Source organism: Candidatus Zixiibacteriota bacterium (genome assembly GCA_029860345.1).
Classification (GTDB): Bacteria; Zixibacteria; MSB-5A5; order GN15; family FEB-12; genus JAJRTA01.
This window is the reverse complement of the sequence record JAOUBJ010000014.1, coordinates 71,029-85,592: the sequence shown is the minus strand read 5'-3', so window position 1 is coordinate 85,592 and position 14,564 is coordinate 71,029. Positions and strand designations below refer to the sequence as shown.

Below are 14,564 nucleotides of genomic sequence, written 5' to 3'. Positions count from 1 at the left end.
TCCTATTTCGAAGTGCTTTCTTGCTGTTTCTCTCGGGCCTTTTTCTTCTTTCCTGCGATTATCGCGATGAGAACGACAACAATGCCCATAAACGGCACCCAGACTGTCGTTGATATGGAGCTGTCATCATCCCCCGAGCCGGCATCCTTGTCAACATCCACATCAGCCACTTGCACCTCGGCTTTACCTGCAGCTGCCTCCAGGTCGGAAGTCGAGAAAGTCTGCACCATCTGGCTGACCACGAGCTTGCTCTGCTCAAACAAGCTGTCGGGCGAGTAGAAGTAGAATGCTGCCACCCCATCTTCATAGAACTTGGTCATCAGCATCAGTTTCTTGGTTATCTGATCTTGATGGACGATGTCGTTGACCACGGTAGCCAGTTTTTGCTCGGCGTCATAACTGGGTGTGTTCGATCTCATGTCGGACATGAAGTCGGCCACCGGGTAGTACTTTACGTTTTGTCCGAAGGTTGCACTCATCACCGCCAAAACACTGTCTATCTGAGTCTGGGACAGATGCCCGGCGGTATCAACGGTCACAATCAGGTAGCTGCCGACAAAGAACGGTACCGAGGCCGAGGGTGCGAAGACCGCGTCATAGTTCAGTACATCGCGCCCGGCTTGATTGGATATCAGAAAGGCGTCGACCGTTTGATAGTCGATCTGTTCCCAGTCTTCCGGGATTTCGACGTGGAATCCACCTGCCCAGCTGACATAGTTTTTCGCACTCACCGTCAGAGAAGAGAACAGCATTATAGCGACTGCCGCGAGCATGATTCTGCAAATTGTAAGTCTCATTGCAATTCCTGACTTCCTGCTTAACCGGCCCGGCGTCAATCAGTCCTTAAGCCGGTCGGTTGGGTAAATATCGAGTTCGGTCATCCAGGCCCGCAGGTGTGACACGCGCTCATCTTCTGTGAGAGTGGAAAGATCGAACGGTCGACCACGTCCGTCGAGCACGACCCCGACCACGCCGCCGTGCAGCTTGGTTTCCAAACGGTGCCCCTTACCGGCGCCGCAATCGTATTGACGTTCCGGCTCAAACACGGCCTTGCATTCGAGCGGCTGATTATTGTCGTCCAGGCCGAGGTCGAACCGTTTCATCTCAAGATGATCGAGTGTTCCGGTGACCTGTCCGCCGGGCAGATCGATCGTATACTTCATTACCGGGCCCGGCTTCTTGGTCACACCGGCCGGTGCGACACAAGTGCCCAGGTGTATAAGGCAGTCTTTTATGAATACTTCGGTGGCTGCTTTCTTATGGACCTCGGTAAGGACGCCCAGTTGAGGCATCATAAAGATGGAATCGACCGCCAGGCGTGTCACTCCTTCGGGCATGAAAGCGTCGATCATCATCAGACCCGACTGCTGACGTCTGGGAGCATGCGACAGAACACCACCGGAGCCGATCAGCATGTTAAGACTCATCATGTTGACAATGGTACTACCGGAACCGGACTGCTCAAAAGCATCAGCGATTGTGCGCTGCTGCTGCACACCCTTGAGGACGGTGGCGAAGTTTTTGTGCTGAACGAAGGCCAGCCTGAGCGCTTCTTTGGCGATGGCCTGCTCGAATATCAACTCTTCCATCGATTGCGGAATGGTCGTGGGTCGGATCATTTTGTTCTTGACCCGGTTGCGCAGGTCACGCTCTTCCATTTTGAACGGCACCCAGCGCATCACCATCGGCAGAGTGGCTTCGGCGAATACGTTCGAGATAGAGTAAGACATGCCCAGATTGGCCGACACGGTGCGGTTAAAAACCGGCGTCTCCATGTCAGGACGGAAAACGCTGAATACATCGGTGGTCGCGCCGCCGATATCGACACCGACCGCCTCGATATTGTACTGCTCGGCGATAGTCTGAATAATCAGCCCCACCGCGCCCGGCGTCGGCATGATATCGGCATCGGTCCACGACATCAGCTTCTTGTAGCCGGGCGCCTGGGCCATGACATGTTCCATGAACTGTTCGTGGATCTCCTCGCGCGCCGGGCCGAGGTTCTCACGTTCGAGCACAGGACGGAGATTGTCGACCGTTTTGAGATCGACCTTGTCGGCCATCGCCTCCTTGACCAGGTCCGTGGCCTCTTTATTACCGGCATAAATGATCGGCAGTTTATACGACGATCCCAGCCGCGGGCGCGGATCGGCGGCGGCGATCAACTCGGCGATTTCAACAACGTGTGTGGTCGTGCCGCCGTCAATGCCACCTGACAACAGAATCATATCCGGACGCAACGCGCGGATACGTTCGATCTGCTGGTGGGGGAGACGCTTGTCGTTCGATGCGATCACATCCATGACGATAGCACCGGCTCCCAGCGCTGCCCGCTCGGCAGATTCGGCGGTCATAGATCGAACCACGCCGGCCACCATCATTTGCAAACCACCACCGGCGGACGAAGTCGAGATATAGACATCGGTACCGGTCTTGCCGTTGGATGGTGAGATGAACTTGCCGTTTTCATCGAGAATCTTGCGCCCGGAGAGCTCTTCCACTTCGGCCACGGCGTTGAGCGCGCCCATGGTAACATCTTCAAACGGCGCTTCGACCGTGGTGGGTGCTTCGCCTCGATGCATGAGGCGATATTCGCCGTTGACGAATTCGATCAGGATTGCTTTGGTCGTGGTGGAGCCGCAGTCGGTGGCGACGATTACTTTTATGTCATCGGGATTGTCGAACTTGGCCATTAACTAAATCCGTGTTTTCTGAATGGTTACATTATTCTATCTATACCTTTGGCTCCCAAAACAATAGCCTGAGCTTTTTCCGGCCTTTGGGGGACCTCAGAGCCAGCCATAATAACACATCCCGATTTGGATGTAAAGGGGGTTTTTTGCGGCTACGATCTCGTCATGCCGGACTTGATCCGGCATCCATCTTGTCTTTGTAGGTCGAAACCCCTGGCCCGAAGGGCATAAATGCCATTTATGGTCGCCGAAGGCGGGTTTCGACAGACTTCCTGTAGGTCGGTACCCCTTAGCGGTCCCGACACAACCTCATGCTGAGCGGAGTCGAAGCATGAATCCATCCGATGCAATCTTGTGGGGCAGGTTCGTCTTCGCCTGTGCGCCGAGGCGTGAACCCGCCATTGCTGGCAGGTCTCCAAAAGAAGAGAGACCTGCCCTACTCAAAGACTATAGCCGAGATCACCGGCTCGCAAAGCGCGAAAGAGTGATTTATCACTCCAGTACCCCACCCAGAGCGCTTCGCGGATCAGACCCATTCATGGGCTGGTGGGCCCAGTGAGTGACGTCCCTCGACATGGATCAAATATGCTCTGTGTTATTATCGGGAACAAAGACAGTGAGGATACACTTTTAGACTCTATGCGGATGTCATCGGCGTTTGTGCATTGAGGTCCGCATATTAAACATTTTGCTGGAGTCTGAAAAATGAAAATCGCCGCAACCCTGATCCTGCTTCTCATCGCCACGGTCACCTTCGCTGGTGACAATGCCCCATGGGTGGATATGAAAGACTGCCCTATCTGTAGTAATGTTTCTTCTGAAGAAGGCCTGATGGAGAACATGACATGGGAACATCATCTGACCGCCACCGGCGTCATGACCGTTTCAACTATCAAGCCTGACTATCAGGAGAAGTTTGATCGAGCTAAGGGCCGGATGAAGGAAATCATGGGTAAAGTTGTCGCAGGTGAAGAGATTCAGGTTTGCGGCTACTGTACATCGCTATCCTTGCTTCTGAAAAAAGGCGCTAAAGCCGATAACGTAACCACGCAGGCGAGTGATATTATGGTTGTCAGCTCGACGGATGAAGCAACAATTGCCGGAATCCATACTCACGCTGAGAAAACGATCGCTTTTCTCGGTGCGGCTCACGCTGGCCACGACCACTAGCGATCCATCTTGTAGGCCGGGTCCGTCTCCAAACCCGCCGGGTGCCCCACAGCTTGCTGTGGGATTAGATGAATCCCCGAGCTAGAAAGAATGCTGTCCATGTGCCCACCGAGTCTGAAGACTCAGCGGGCACAACGCTTGGACGCGAGTTGCCGCCCAAGCACTTCGGTACCCCACCCAGAGCGCTTCGCGCCGGGTGGGTTTATTCGCCACAAAGACTCTACCAATCCCATACAAAACGCGGCGGCGCAACCTTGTAGTAGGCCGCGTCCGTCATCGCCTGCGCGCCGAGGCGTGAACCCGCCATAGGTGGCTTGTACATTCGCGGGAAGTGGGGCGTTGGGAGTAAAGCGAAAGTACCCAAAACGAACCCAATTCGTCGTAACTCAATATCGTTCCGTTTAGTACCATGAATCCGACTGGGTGGCACCCTCAAGCCTGGCTTGGGGGTGACTCTAAACCACCCGTCACAAACAAGGTTTGAGACGGCCAGCCGGCAGACCGCCCGTGCCACCACCCCCCAAAAACCACTTTCCCCGCAGCACAGGATTTCGTACTTATCATCAACAACAATCTGAGAAAGGAAGAAACGATGATCGCACGAAAAAGCATTCTGGCAATAACTATCCTGTTGATCACTATGAGTCTAACGACTGTGTGCTCCAAAAAAGATGCGGAGACAACCACCGACAAAGCCGCCGTCGAATCCACAAGCGCTGTCACGATGTTCGAAGGGGAGAGGCATATCAAGAACCTCCGCCAATTGACCTTTGGTGGCCAAAACGCGGAAGCGTACTTCAGTTATGATGCGTCCAAAATCATCTTCCAGGCAGAGGTCGACAGTTTTGAATGCGATCAGATATTCACCATGAACTCAGACGGTAGCGAAAAGACACTGGTCTCCACCGGCAAAGGTCGCACCACCTGCTCGTTCATAGCGCCCGACGGCAAATCGATTATCTACTGCTCGACCCATCTCGGTGCCGATGACTGTTTGCCCGACGCCGATATGTCGCAGGGATATGTCTGGGCCCTCTATGACAGCTACGATATTTTCAGCGCCGACCCCGATGGCGGCAATATTGTCCGTCTCACCGACGCACCCGGCTACGACGCCGAAGCTGTCTACTCGCCGCAGGGTGACAGGATTGTCTTTACATCTGATCGCACCGGCGACTTGGAGATTTTCATCATGAACCCCGACGGTTCCGGCGTTGAGCAGCTAACCGATGCACCCGGCTACGACGGTGGCGCCTTCTTCTCGTTCGATGGTCAATGGATTTGCTATCGTGCCTCGCGACCGGAAGGGGAGAGCATGGCCGACTACCAACGACTACTCAAACAACATCTGATCCGTCCGTCGAAGCTCGACTTGTACATCATGAACCTCGCAGATCGCAAGCCGATCCGACTTACCGACAACAGCGCCGCCAATTTCGGTCCGTACTTTCATCCCGACGGCAAGCATATCATCTTCTGTTCCAACCTGCACGATCAAGAGACGCGTCGACGATTCGATCTGTTTCTGATCGATATAGAGACCAAGGAGATTCGGCAGGTCACACACAATCAGACCTTTGACGGTTTCCCGATGTTCTCCCACGACGGCACAAAGTTGGTTTTCGCATCCAATCGTGACAACAAGGTCAGGGGTGAGACCAACGTCTTTATCGCCGACTGGGTTTGGCCGGAAGACGAGTGATTCCAGCGGCGAACGGTACCCCGCCCTGAGGCCTTGCGCATCAGCCCAATTATGGGCGGGTGGGTTCGTGCTTGAAAGGTCCCACCTGACGCTTCGCTTTAGGTGGAGTACCATTAAGGCCCCAAAAAAGCGCACAATTTGTGTCTCAGGGTCCGGCTTCTCCCCGTATCATTTCCTAAAAGTGTGAATAGGAGAAACGGATGTTTGTTGCTATCAACTACATATCCTGCCAGACGGAGTATCGCTCCAGGTTCGAACAATTGTTTGCCAGTCGAGCCGGTGCGATCGACCACATGCCCGGTTTCGTGCGCATGAAGGTTCTGCGGCCGACCAAACAGGACGAGCGTTACCTCATTGTTAGCGAGTGGCATTCGGAACAGGCGTTCAAGGACTGGAGCAAATCGGATGCCTTTACAGCAGGACACAAACGCGGCTTTGCCGACCTGGAAGCGGCCAGAGCACGCGGCGATGAACCTCCCATGCGTTCGGAATTCCGAACCTATGAAGTGATCACCGAATGAAAAGCTGGTTTCGGAAACTGGGTGTTTGGGGCTTTGTGTTCTTCATGGCCAAGGGGCTGGCCTGGCTGTTGGTTCCCTGGCTGATCGCGCGCGGTTGGCTATAGATAGAGACAAAGCGCTGGCTCTTACCCGCCTGTGGCGAATAGGACCCAGCGCCGTGTCAAACTACTTGGTCTTCATCGGATGGCCGCTCAAACCTTGTGTGGGGCGGATCCAGTTTGCAGTCGGTCCTACTTGTCCGAGTCCGACTTGTCGCTGAGCGCAAAGGCGACTTTATATGTCACCCAAACAGCCACTGGTTTGCCTTTTTGCATGGCCGGTTTATACTTACTCTGATAGGCCGCTTTCAGGGCCGACTTGTCCATCGACTTCTGCCCCGAAGTCTTGGCCAACTGAGCTTTGAGAACCGTCCCTTTGATGCTCACAAGCGATTTGATCCAAACCTCGCCCTCAATACCAGCCTTCTTGGCCTTGACCGGGTAGACCGGCGTTTCCTGATACGTCATTTCGGGATAGGTATCCACCTCGATAAACTCATCAGGACCCGGCAGCGCAGCGTCTTCAGCCTGTTTCTGTTTCTCTTTCTCTGTTGCAGGAGTTTTTGGCGTCGGTTTTTCTCCTGCCTGAGCCTGCCAGCTTAGGCCGACCAGTGGCAAGGAAAGGGCAAACATTACAGCTGTGACCAAGGCGGTTAGCCGGACAGTGGTGAGTGTTGCTCGTTTGCGATTGGTAAGAATAGACATGATTCTTCCCTCCAATTGAGTGTTATAGGCCAGCGCCACACCGGTGCGGACCGAACGATCCAACCGACCGGCCTCACGAGCGCAGTCCAGAAGATGTTGTGCGTAATCAGATGACACGACGCCGATTTCGAGGACGCTGTCGTCGCAGGCAAACTCGGCTTCGGCCACCATTTTGCCCCGGGTCGCCCAGACCAGTGGGTTGAACCAGTGCAGAATCGACGACCAGGCGGCCAGATGCAGCCACAGACTGTCGAGCCGTTTGACATGGGCCAACTCATGACGCAGAACGAGGTCGCGCTTCTCCTGAGTCCATTGGCCGGCGTCGGCCGGCAGCAGGATTGTGGGGCGAAACAGGCCGAACACGATGGGAACGGTAAGGCGCTTGTTTATAATCATCCGCACCGGTCGTCGAACGTCCATCTGGTTGGCGATACGTCTCGCCGCAAGCAGGGTATCTTTGTCTTCGACCGGCGACCCGTCGCGAGCAAGTTTCCCCGCTGAGAACAGACCCGAACAATACCTCAATCCTACCAGCAAGCTGCCCATCAGCCAAACTGCCAACGCCCACACCGACCAGTGGACACTAGTGGCCTCTACTGTCGAATCTGCCAGTGAGGTTACCTCTGGCTGAAGCACGGCGACTGTTGTGTTCCAACCATTCGCTATGAATCCGGGCCAGTTCATTTGCCATGAAGGCAACAGCGGCCACAATAGAGTGAGTGCGACAACACCCAAAAAGGCCGACCGCATCACCAGATGACGGACCGCAGGCGGTCTTTTCTTCAGTAACGGCTGGACCAGAAGCGCAACCAGCAGAATCAACGATGACTTTACGAAGTATCCAAGCAGCCCGAACAACCAGCCGCCGGAGGATAGATAGGGCCATACTTGTTCATACAGATTGATCATCATTTCTTCCCCTTCTTGCGTCTGGCTTCGATGAGACGCGACAGTCGCTCGTACTCTGTGGTAGATGATTTGGTGCTCTTCATACTCATGAGGGCGGCGACAACGTCCTCGACCGAATCATCGAAAAAGGTCTGCACGACATGGTTGAGCGCTGTTCGCCTGGCCTGGGTTCGGCTGACCGTTGGGCTGTACAGATACTGCCGCCCGTTTTGACGGTGTTTGACGTATCCTTTTTCCACCAGCACGGCCAAAAGCGCCCTCACGGTCGAATAGCTGGGCGGATCGGGCAGTGCTTTTAGCACGTCGGCGACGGCAGCTTCACCTTGGCGGTAGAGTATATCGACGATTTGTCTTTCCCGCCGACTTAGCTGATTGAGTTGTTTTTTGCTCATATTTGCCTTCTTGTCTTGTTTGTCTCTACCCTATTAGTCGTACCAGTTGTCCAAACGTTCACTCTTTTCTGCTAAAAATTTAGCACATAGTCGTATATTTGTCAAGTTTTAATGCTATTTTTTTAGCAGGCAACAAGTTGCCTTTTTGGCGCTAAGCGGTGATGAATCACTTTTTCGCGCTTCGCGCGTGCCCATGTCACCCCGAGCGGAGTCGAGGGGTCGTGCGGCTCGCTTCCTTGTCATTTCGGACTTTGACCCGGAATCCAGTTCTGCAAGCGAGGACTGGATGCTGGCCTTCGCCAGCATGACAACACAGCGAGGCTGGGCGGCAGGGAAATGGGTTCGTTTTGCGGAAAACGTTTTTTCGGGCCGGTTTTTCGGTGTTGTCGAAGGCTGATCCTGCTATATGAGCACGCATTCGCATTTTGCGGTGGGTTGGTTCTGTTTTTGGTTGGGGGGGGGGAGGGGCCGGGGCAACCATGGTCCGCCGGGAGCCTCCAGCCCACATAACTTCTACGGACAATCCGGCGGCGGTGGACCGCCACTGAACATGTAATCGATCAAGTATACCAGATCGCTGATGTCAATAGGCAAAGTCCCTGAGCCGTTGATGTCGGCCTCGTCCCAGTTGGGCGGCTCTGGGCCGTTCTGGAACATGTAATCGATCAGAAAGACAAGATCGCTGATATCAATAATATTGCAGTCACACCTGGAACCATTGACATTCCCGCGTATCCCGTAGCATCCTTCAGGATCGGGATTGCACAGGGAGAAATCATAAGCGCGAGAGTCATCTCCGCCAAAGTCGCTCATAATTACTGTGTGAAGGCCGCTTCCGTCTATCTTGACTTCGAGGCTGCCCTCAGCACCTGTTGTGGCGGTGTCTGCCAGTCTCTCACCATCAGGATCAAATAGTTCGATTCGAGGGTCAATATACACGCCGTTACCATAGCCGTCGCTCATCCGGATGATGACACTGTCACCTGCGGACCCCACGAATTGAAAACCGTCCATCTCGGATAGCAGAGCGACCCTGCCAGTATCACAGGTGCTATATCTTATCGTTGGCAAGATTCCAAAGCAGTTCACACACTGAAGGCCCAAACCGTAAGCACGTACGTCTTCGCCGTTGATGTCGCTGGCGATGAGAGTGTAGGTGCCTGTGGACGGCAGAGTGAAGTCCACAATCCTGGCCTGGAAGGTGGATGTCCAGTGGGATGCAACAAGAACACCGTTGTGGTCATACAACTCGATCTGCGGATCAATGTAGACTCCGTTGTCCTCCGTATCACTCATTCGGATCAGGATGACATCACCGGCTGTGCCTTCGAACTGGTAAGCGTCCATCTCGGACAGAAACGCGATACTGCTCTCGCCGTTGTAACCATAGCTGATAAGCTCGGCGTAGCCGGTTGTGTTCACACACTGAAGGCCCAAACCGTATGCTCGTACGTCTTCGCCGTTGATGTCGCTGGCGATGAGAGTGTAGGTGCCTGTGGACGGCAGAGTGAAGTCCACAATCCTGGCCTGGAAGGTGGATGTCTGGTGGGATGCAACAAGAACACCGTTGTGGTCATACAACTCGATCCTTGGATCAATATAGACTCCGTTGTCCTCCGTATCACTCATTCGGATCAGGATGACATCGCCGGCTGTGCCATCGAACTGGTAAGCGTCCATCTCGGACAGAAACGCGATACTGCTCTCGCCGTTGTAACCATAGCTGATAAGCTCGGCGTAGCCGGTTGTGTTCACACACTGAAGGCCCAAACCGTATGCTCGTACGTCTTCGCCGTTGATGTCGCTGGCGATGAGAGTGTAGGTGCCTGTGGACGGCAGAGTGAAGTCCACAATCCTGGCCTGGAAGGTGGATGTCTGGTGGGATGCAACAAGAACACCGTTGTGGTCATACAACTCGATCCTTGGATCAATATAGACTCCGTTGTCCTCCGTATCACTCATTCGGATCAGGATGACATCGCCGGCTGTGCCATCGAACTGGTAAGCGTCCATCTCGGACAGAAACGCGATACTGCTCTCGCCGTTGTAACCATAGCTGATAAGCTCGGCGTAGCCGGTTGTGTTCACACACTGAAGGCTAAGGCCGTAAGCTCGGGTGTCGTTATCGCCCCAGTCACTGGCGACGATTTTAAAGGTGCCCGTGCTTTCCAATTGTACATCTAATACCTGGGCTTGGAAGCTGCTGGTGCTATCGGATGCGATCAGGCTCCCACTCGGATCATACAACTCGATCCGAGGGTCAATATAGACTCCGTTGTCTTCCGTATCGCTCATCCGGATCAGGACTACATCACCGATCTCGCCATCGAAGTAGTACACGTCGTACTCTCCAGCCGGGGAGATTGCCCCTGCACCGCTGTAGCCGTAACTGATGGATGTGGTGTCATAGGCAAGAACAGATGGCGCCACGACGATGAGGAGCAGCGCTATGACAAGTGTAGGCTTCGGAATGATTGTGGTGGGATACATAGTTACTCCTCCTCTGAATCTGTCTGACCCGGAAAGACTACCGAATCACCCGCAAGGCTCCACAGTAGACGACAGGAAATCGAGTCAGGTACGTCTCAACTGAGGGTCATAGGGCGCGATTGGACCTTGCACTGCGCTAAGAATATCCCAAAACGTCCGAATTGTCAATGTCTTTTCCGCGATGACAGGAACCGACGCTGCATTCATGCTTCGACTCCGCTCAGCATGAGGTGATGAATCACTTCCTGCGCTTCGCGCGTTGCACACGTCACCCTGAGCGGAGTCGAAGGGTGCCCGAATACACTGCCCCCACCCCACCCCACCCCCGCACAAAAAAAACGCCCTCTCAAAAGAGAGGGCGTCGCTCGTAGGCTTTAACGAATTTACTTCAATAAGCACTCCGCTATTTTAGCAGAAGCATCTTCCTCGTCTCGGTGTTTTGGTCGGTGGTCAACCGATAGAAGTAGACACCACTGGAATTGTTCGAAGCATCCCAATCAGCCGTAAAGGTGCCGGCTTCCTGCTTCTGGTCGACCAAAGTCACAACAGTCTGTCCGAGTACATTGTACACAGTAAGATTGACATGACCGGCGGTCGGCAGGCTGTACTGCACGCTGGTTTTTGGGTTGAACGGGTTGGGATAGTTCTGTGACAGACTGAACTTCTCCGGCACTTCGGGAGATCCTGAAACACCACTGAGAGAAACCGTCACGGCTTCGAATTTGGGGTGCTCAAGCGCGATCGAGCGCTGGCCACCCTGCGAGAAAGCATGATAGACGAAAGTAAGCTGGTGATGCGGATCTTCCATCGTGATCGCTTCCAAGGTCACTTCCTTGACCGAAGGATCATCAATCTGGAAAGTCAGATTGGCGATGGCGCCGGTACCGGCTTTCAGATCGTCTTTCTTTACGCTGCTCATCTGCGGGAGCAGACCGATCAGCACCGTGTTGCTCTCGTTGTCGATGGATGCCACTTTGAGATCGAAGTAATCGACACGAGTGTCTTCAAAACTGACCTCAGTAAGCGTCACACCTTCAGAGAAGGACAGCGGAATGTCCAGAGCGGTTAGATTGTCCTGGTTGCTGATCTGCAGCGGTACCGTGATGAGATTGTTCTCACCACCAATGGCCTTGGCCACGCCGAACTTCGACGCTGCACCGAAAACCATCGCCGGCAGCACAAGAACGATCAGAACAACCGTTAGTGTGTAAAACCGTTTTGTCAAGGTTCACCTCCTTAGCACTTTGCCCGTGCTAATAGTGTTGGTTTGTAGCTACTCGAGGAACCGTTCGTCCATGATCCCAAGCAGCCGTTGTCCATCCGTAATACGCCTGTGCAATCGGTGAAGCCGTTAACTCTTAACGTGGATTTATAATATCGACGGTCTTTAGATTCGGGTCTATTCATAACTTATATTTCGTCTCGGTTTTTGTCAAGCGTTTTGTGTTTCGTTATCGCCTCTTTGAGTCTTACGTCCTGCGTTGCAATGCCAATCCCGTGTGATTGGTCTCCTATACCATACGCATTCTTTTACAATGTGATGCGAAACTTGTTCCTCAAAAACTAAAACTTTTGCCTATTTAGTCGGTTTATACTCGCAATGGTTCGGCGCAAAATGTGCGATTCCGGGTCTTTTTTTCCACATCACATCGCATTATATACCTTTGGTGCTTCAACAGAGCCTTTCTTACACCTTCGACCGGTCAACGTCTGGCTGCGCTTAGTATGACCTGAATGGCGCGCAGCGCAAGGAAGCGATTTATCGCCGCGAAGCGCGAAGAGGTGGTTTACCACCAGTAATATCTTGACATACCAAGCGACCGCCATAATATAGTCGCATTGATAACGGCCATCCTTACACCCCAGGAGGAAGAGTGGACGAAAACAAAGCCAACAACGCCAAATTCGAACCGGTCATTCCGGCCGGAAAAACAGTCGCCGAAGTCACCGTAAAAGCCCTGGTACTGGGCTCTTTGATCTCAGTACTGTTCGGTGTGGCTAACGCCTATCTGGGATTGAAATTCGGCATGACGGTATCGGCATCGATTCCGGCGGCGGTGATCTCAATGGCTGTGCTCCGCATTTTCTTCGGTCGCAATGTGACTGTGTTGGAGAACAACATCGTGCAAACAGTAGGCTCGGCCGGTGAATCCCTCGCAGCCGGAATTATTTTCACAATACCGGCATTTTTTATCTGGTCGGCCAACGAGCAACTAGCCGCAGCCGGGTATTTCCACGAAGTATCCAAAATGCAGATATTCTGGCTGTCGATGTTGGGCGGCGCCCTCGGTATCCTTTTGATGATCCCTTTGCGCAAGTATCTTGTTCACACCGAGCACGGTAAACTGAGATTTCCCGAGGGAACGGCCTGCGCAGAGATTATCGTAGCGGGAGACGAAGGTGGCGGGAAAGCGAAAATGGTTTTCGGGGGTATCGCTATCGGCGCGTTATTCAAGATGGCCTACGACATGCTGCGTGTTTGGTCGCAGTCACCAAGCTACGATTTCAAGGGATTTCTTAAAGGCGGTACGATAGGTGTTGATTCCACGCCGGCACTGCTGGGCGTCGGATACATCATTGGACCACGGATCAGCGCATTGATGCTCAGCGGCGCAGTTCTTGGATACCTGGGCATCGGTCCGCTCCTGTCGTTTATCGGGGATCAGATCCCCGGGATCATTATTGCACCCGGCACAATACCGTTAAGCGAAATGGACCCGGCACAACTTCGTGGCAACTATATCAAGTACTTAGGTGTGGGAGCGGTGGCCATTGGTGGATTTGTGTCGCTGATAAAGTCCTTCCCGGTAATCATCTCATCGTTCAGCAAAGGGTTCAAACAACTGATGGGCGCCAAAGAAGCGGTGGAAGCTGCACCCCGGACCGATAAAGACCTGCCCATGAAGTGGGTGCTGTTGGGTGTGGTCGGTGTGGTGATCGCAATCTGGATGCTGCCGGGTACCGAACTTCACTTTATCGGCGCCGTACTCGCTGTGCTGTTCGGCTTCTTCTTCGTGGTTGTAGCGGCCCGGATTGTAGGAATTGTGGGGTCATCATCGTCGCCGGTATCCGGGATGACTATCGCGACCCTGCTTGTGACGTGTATGATACTGCTTTACTTCGGCGTCGAGGGAGTCGAGGGAATGGTCACCGCGATGTCGGTGGGTGCTGTCGTTTGTATCGCTGTCTGTATGTCCGGCGATATTGCACAGGATTTGAAGACCGGCTACCTGCTCGGCGCCACACCGTGGCGGCAACAGTTGACCGAGTTTATAGGACTTCTGTTTCCGGCCCTGGCTATGGGTTTCACTCTGTACTATCTGAACGAAGCATTCGGATTCGTCGAAGGCGCCACAGTGCGCGACCCGCTTTTGGCGCCGCAGGCCAATGTGATGGCGGTGGTCGTGCAGGGAATCATGAACGCCAATCTGCCATGGCAACCGATTATTGTAGGCGGCTTTATTGCCCTCGCGGTTGAATTACTGGGCATTTCGTCGTTGCCGTTCGCGATCGGTCTTTATCTGCCACTCTCGTTGTCGACGCCGATAATGACTGGCGGGCTGGTGGCCATGCTGGTCAAAAAGTACGTTCGCAAAGAGGAGTATGGCGCCAAAAACCTGGCCGGGACATTGTTTGCTTCGGGCATGGTGGCTGGTGACGCTCTGATTGGAGTGGCCGTAGCTTTCATGATCGGATCGTGGGCGACATACGAGCACTTCTACAACGAACACGAGGGTATGCTTGATACACTCTCCGGTTCGTGGGGTCCGTGGATCGGTCTGATTGCTTTCAGTCTGCTGACCCTGATGTTGGCCCGGTTGGCTTTCAAGGGTGTTGCGAAGAAGTAGGCGAAAAGCAGGTGTCGGGCGCGGTCGACCGACACCACTTGAGGACCCACGCGATCTGAAGATCACGCGGGCACAATTCGTAGGGCGGGTCCGCCT

Annotated in this window: 10 protein-coding genes; 4 read left to right on the top strand and 6 right to left on the bottom strand. The window is 53.8% G+C overall.

Translation table 11 applies throughout. The features are described 5' to 3' along the window. Positions 1 to 2: 2 nt before the first annotated feature. On the bottom strand, positions 3 to 797 hold the full coding sequence (locus tag OEV49_13870) for a hypothetical protein (GenBank protein MDH3892161.1): 795 nt from the start codon (positions 795 to 797) through the stop codon (positions 3 to 5). 39 nt (positions 798 to 836) lie between these two features. Then, positions 837 to 2,693 carry a glutamate mutase L gene (locus tag OEV49_13865; protein MDH3892160.1) on the bottom strand — a complete coding sequence of 619 codons (1,857 nt, stop codon included), beginning with the start codon at positions 2,691 to 2,693 and terminating at the stop codon, positions 837 to 839. 705 nt (positions 2,694 to 3,398) lie between these two features. Here OEV49_13865 and OEV49_13860 point away from each other — a divergent pair. From OEV49_13860 to OEV49_13850, 3 genes are all read left to right on the top strand, one after another. Beyond that, complete coding sequence (locus OEV49_13860; protein ID MDH3892159.1) at positions 3,399 to 3,863, top strand: hypothetical protein; 465 nt, start codon at positions 3,399 to 3,401, stop codon at positions 3,861 to 3,863. A 592-nt stretch (positions 3,864 to 4,455) separates the two neighbouring features. Further along, positions 4,456 to 5,565 carry a hypothetical protein gene (locus OEV49_13855; GenBank protein ID MDH3892158.1) on the top strand — a complete coding sequence of 370 codons (1,110 nt, stop codon included), beginning with the start codon at positions 4,456 to 4,458 and terminating at the stop codon, positions 5,563 to 5,565. A 200-nt stretch (positions 5,566 to 5,765) separates the two neighbouring features. Further along, positions 5,766 to 6,086, top strand: a complete 321-nt coding sequence (locus OEV49_13850) for an antibiotic biosynthesis monooxygenase (GenBank protein MDH3892157.1) — start codon at positions 5,766 to 5,768, stop codon at positions 6,084 to 6,086. A gap of 230 nt (positions 6,087 to 6,316) precedes the next feature. Here the strand turns inward: OEV49_13850 and OEV49_13845 are convergent, their stop codons facing one another. The 4 genes from OEV49_13845 to OEV49_13830 form a co-directional block, all read right to left on the bottom strand. Continuing rightward, a complete protein-coding gene (locus OEV49_13845; protein ID MDH3892156.1) occupies positions 6,317 to 7,741 on the bottom strand; it encodes a M56 family metallopeptidase in 1,425 nt (474 codons plus the stop codon). Then, positions 7,738 to 8,130 (bottom strand): BlaI/MecI/CopY family transcriptional regulator, encoded by a 393-nt coding sequence (locus OEV49_13840; GenBank protein ID MDH3892155.1) that lies wholly within the window; start codon positions 8,128 to 8,130, stop codon positions 7,738 to 7,740. Before OEV49_13840 ends, OEV49_13845 begins: the two co-directional genes overlap by 4 nt. Positions 8,131 to 8,643: 513 nt before the next feature. After that, positions 8,644 to 10,620, bottom strand: coding sequence for a hypothetical protein (locus OEV49_13835; protein MDH3892154.1), 1,977 nt, complete (start codon positions 10,618 to 10,620; stop codon positions 8,644 to 8,646). A 403-nt stretch (positions 10,621 to 11,023) separates the two neighbouring features. After that, complete coding sequence (locus OEV49_13830; protein MDH3892153.1) at positions 11,024 to 11,845, bottom strand: T9SS type A sorting domain-containing protein; 822 nt, start codon at positions 11,843 to 11,845, stop codon at positions 11,024 to 11,026. Between the two features lie 649 nt (positions 11,846 to 12,494). Between OEV49_13830 and OEV49_13825 the strand changes: the two genes are divergently transcribed. Then, the gene (locus OEV49_13825) at positions 12,495 to 14,468 is read left to right on the top strand and encodes an oligopeptide transporter, OPT family (protein MDH3892152.1); all 1,974 of its coding nucleotides are present in this window, start codon (positions 12,495 to 12,497) and stop codon (positions 14,466 to 14,468) included. Positions 14,469 to 14,564: the final 96 nt, after the last annotated feature.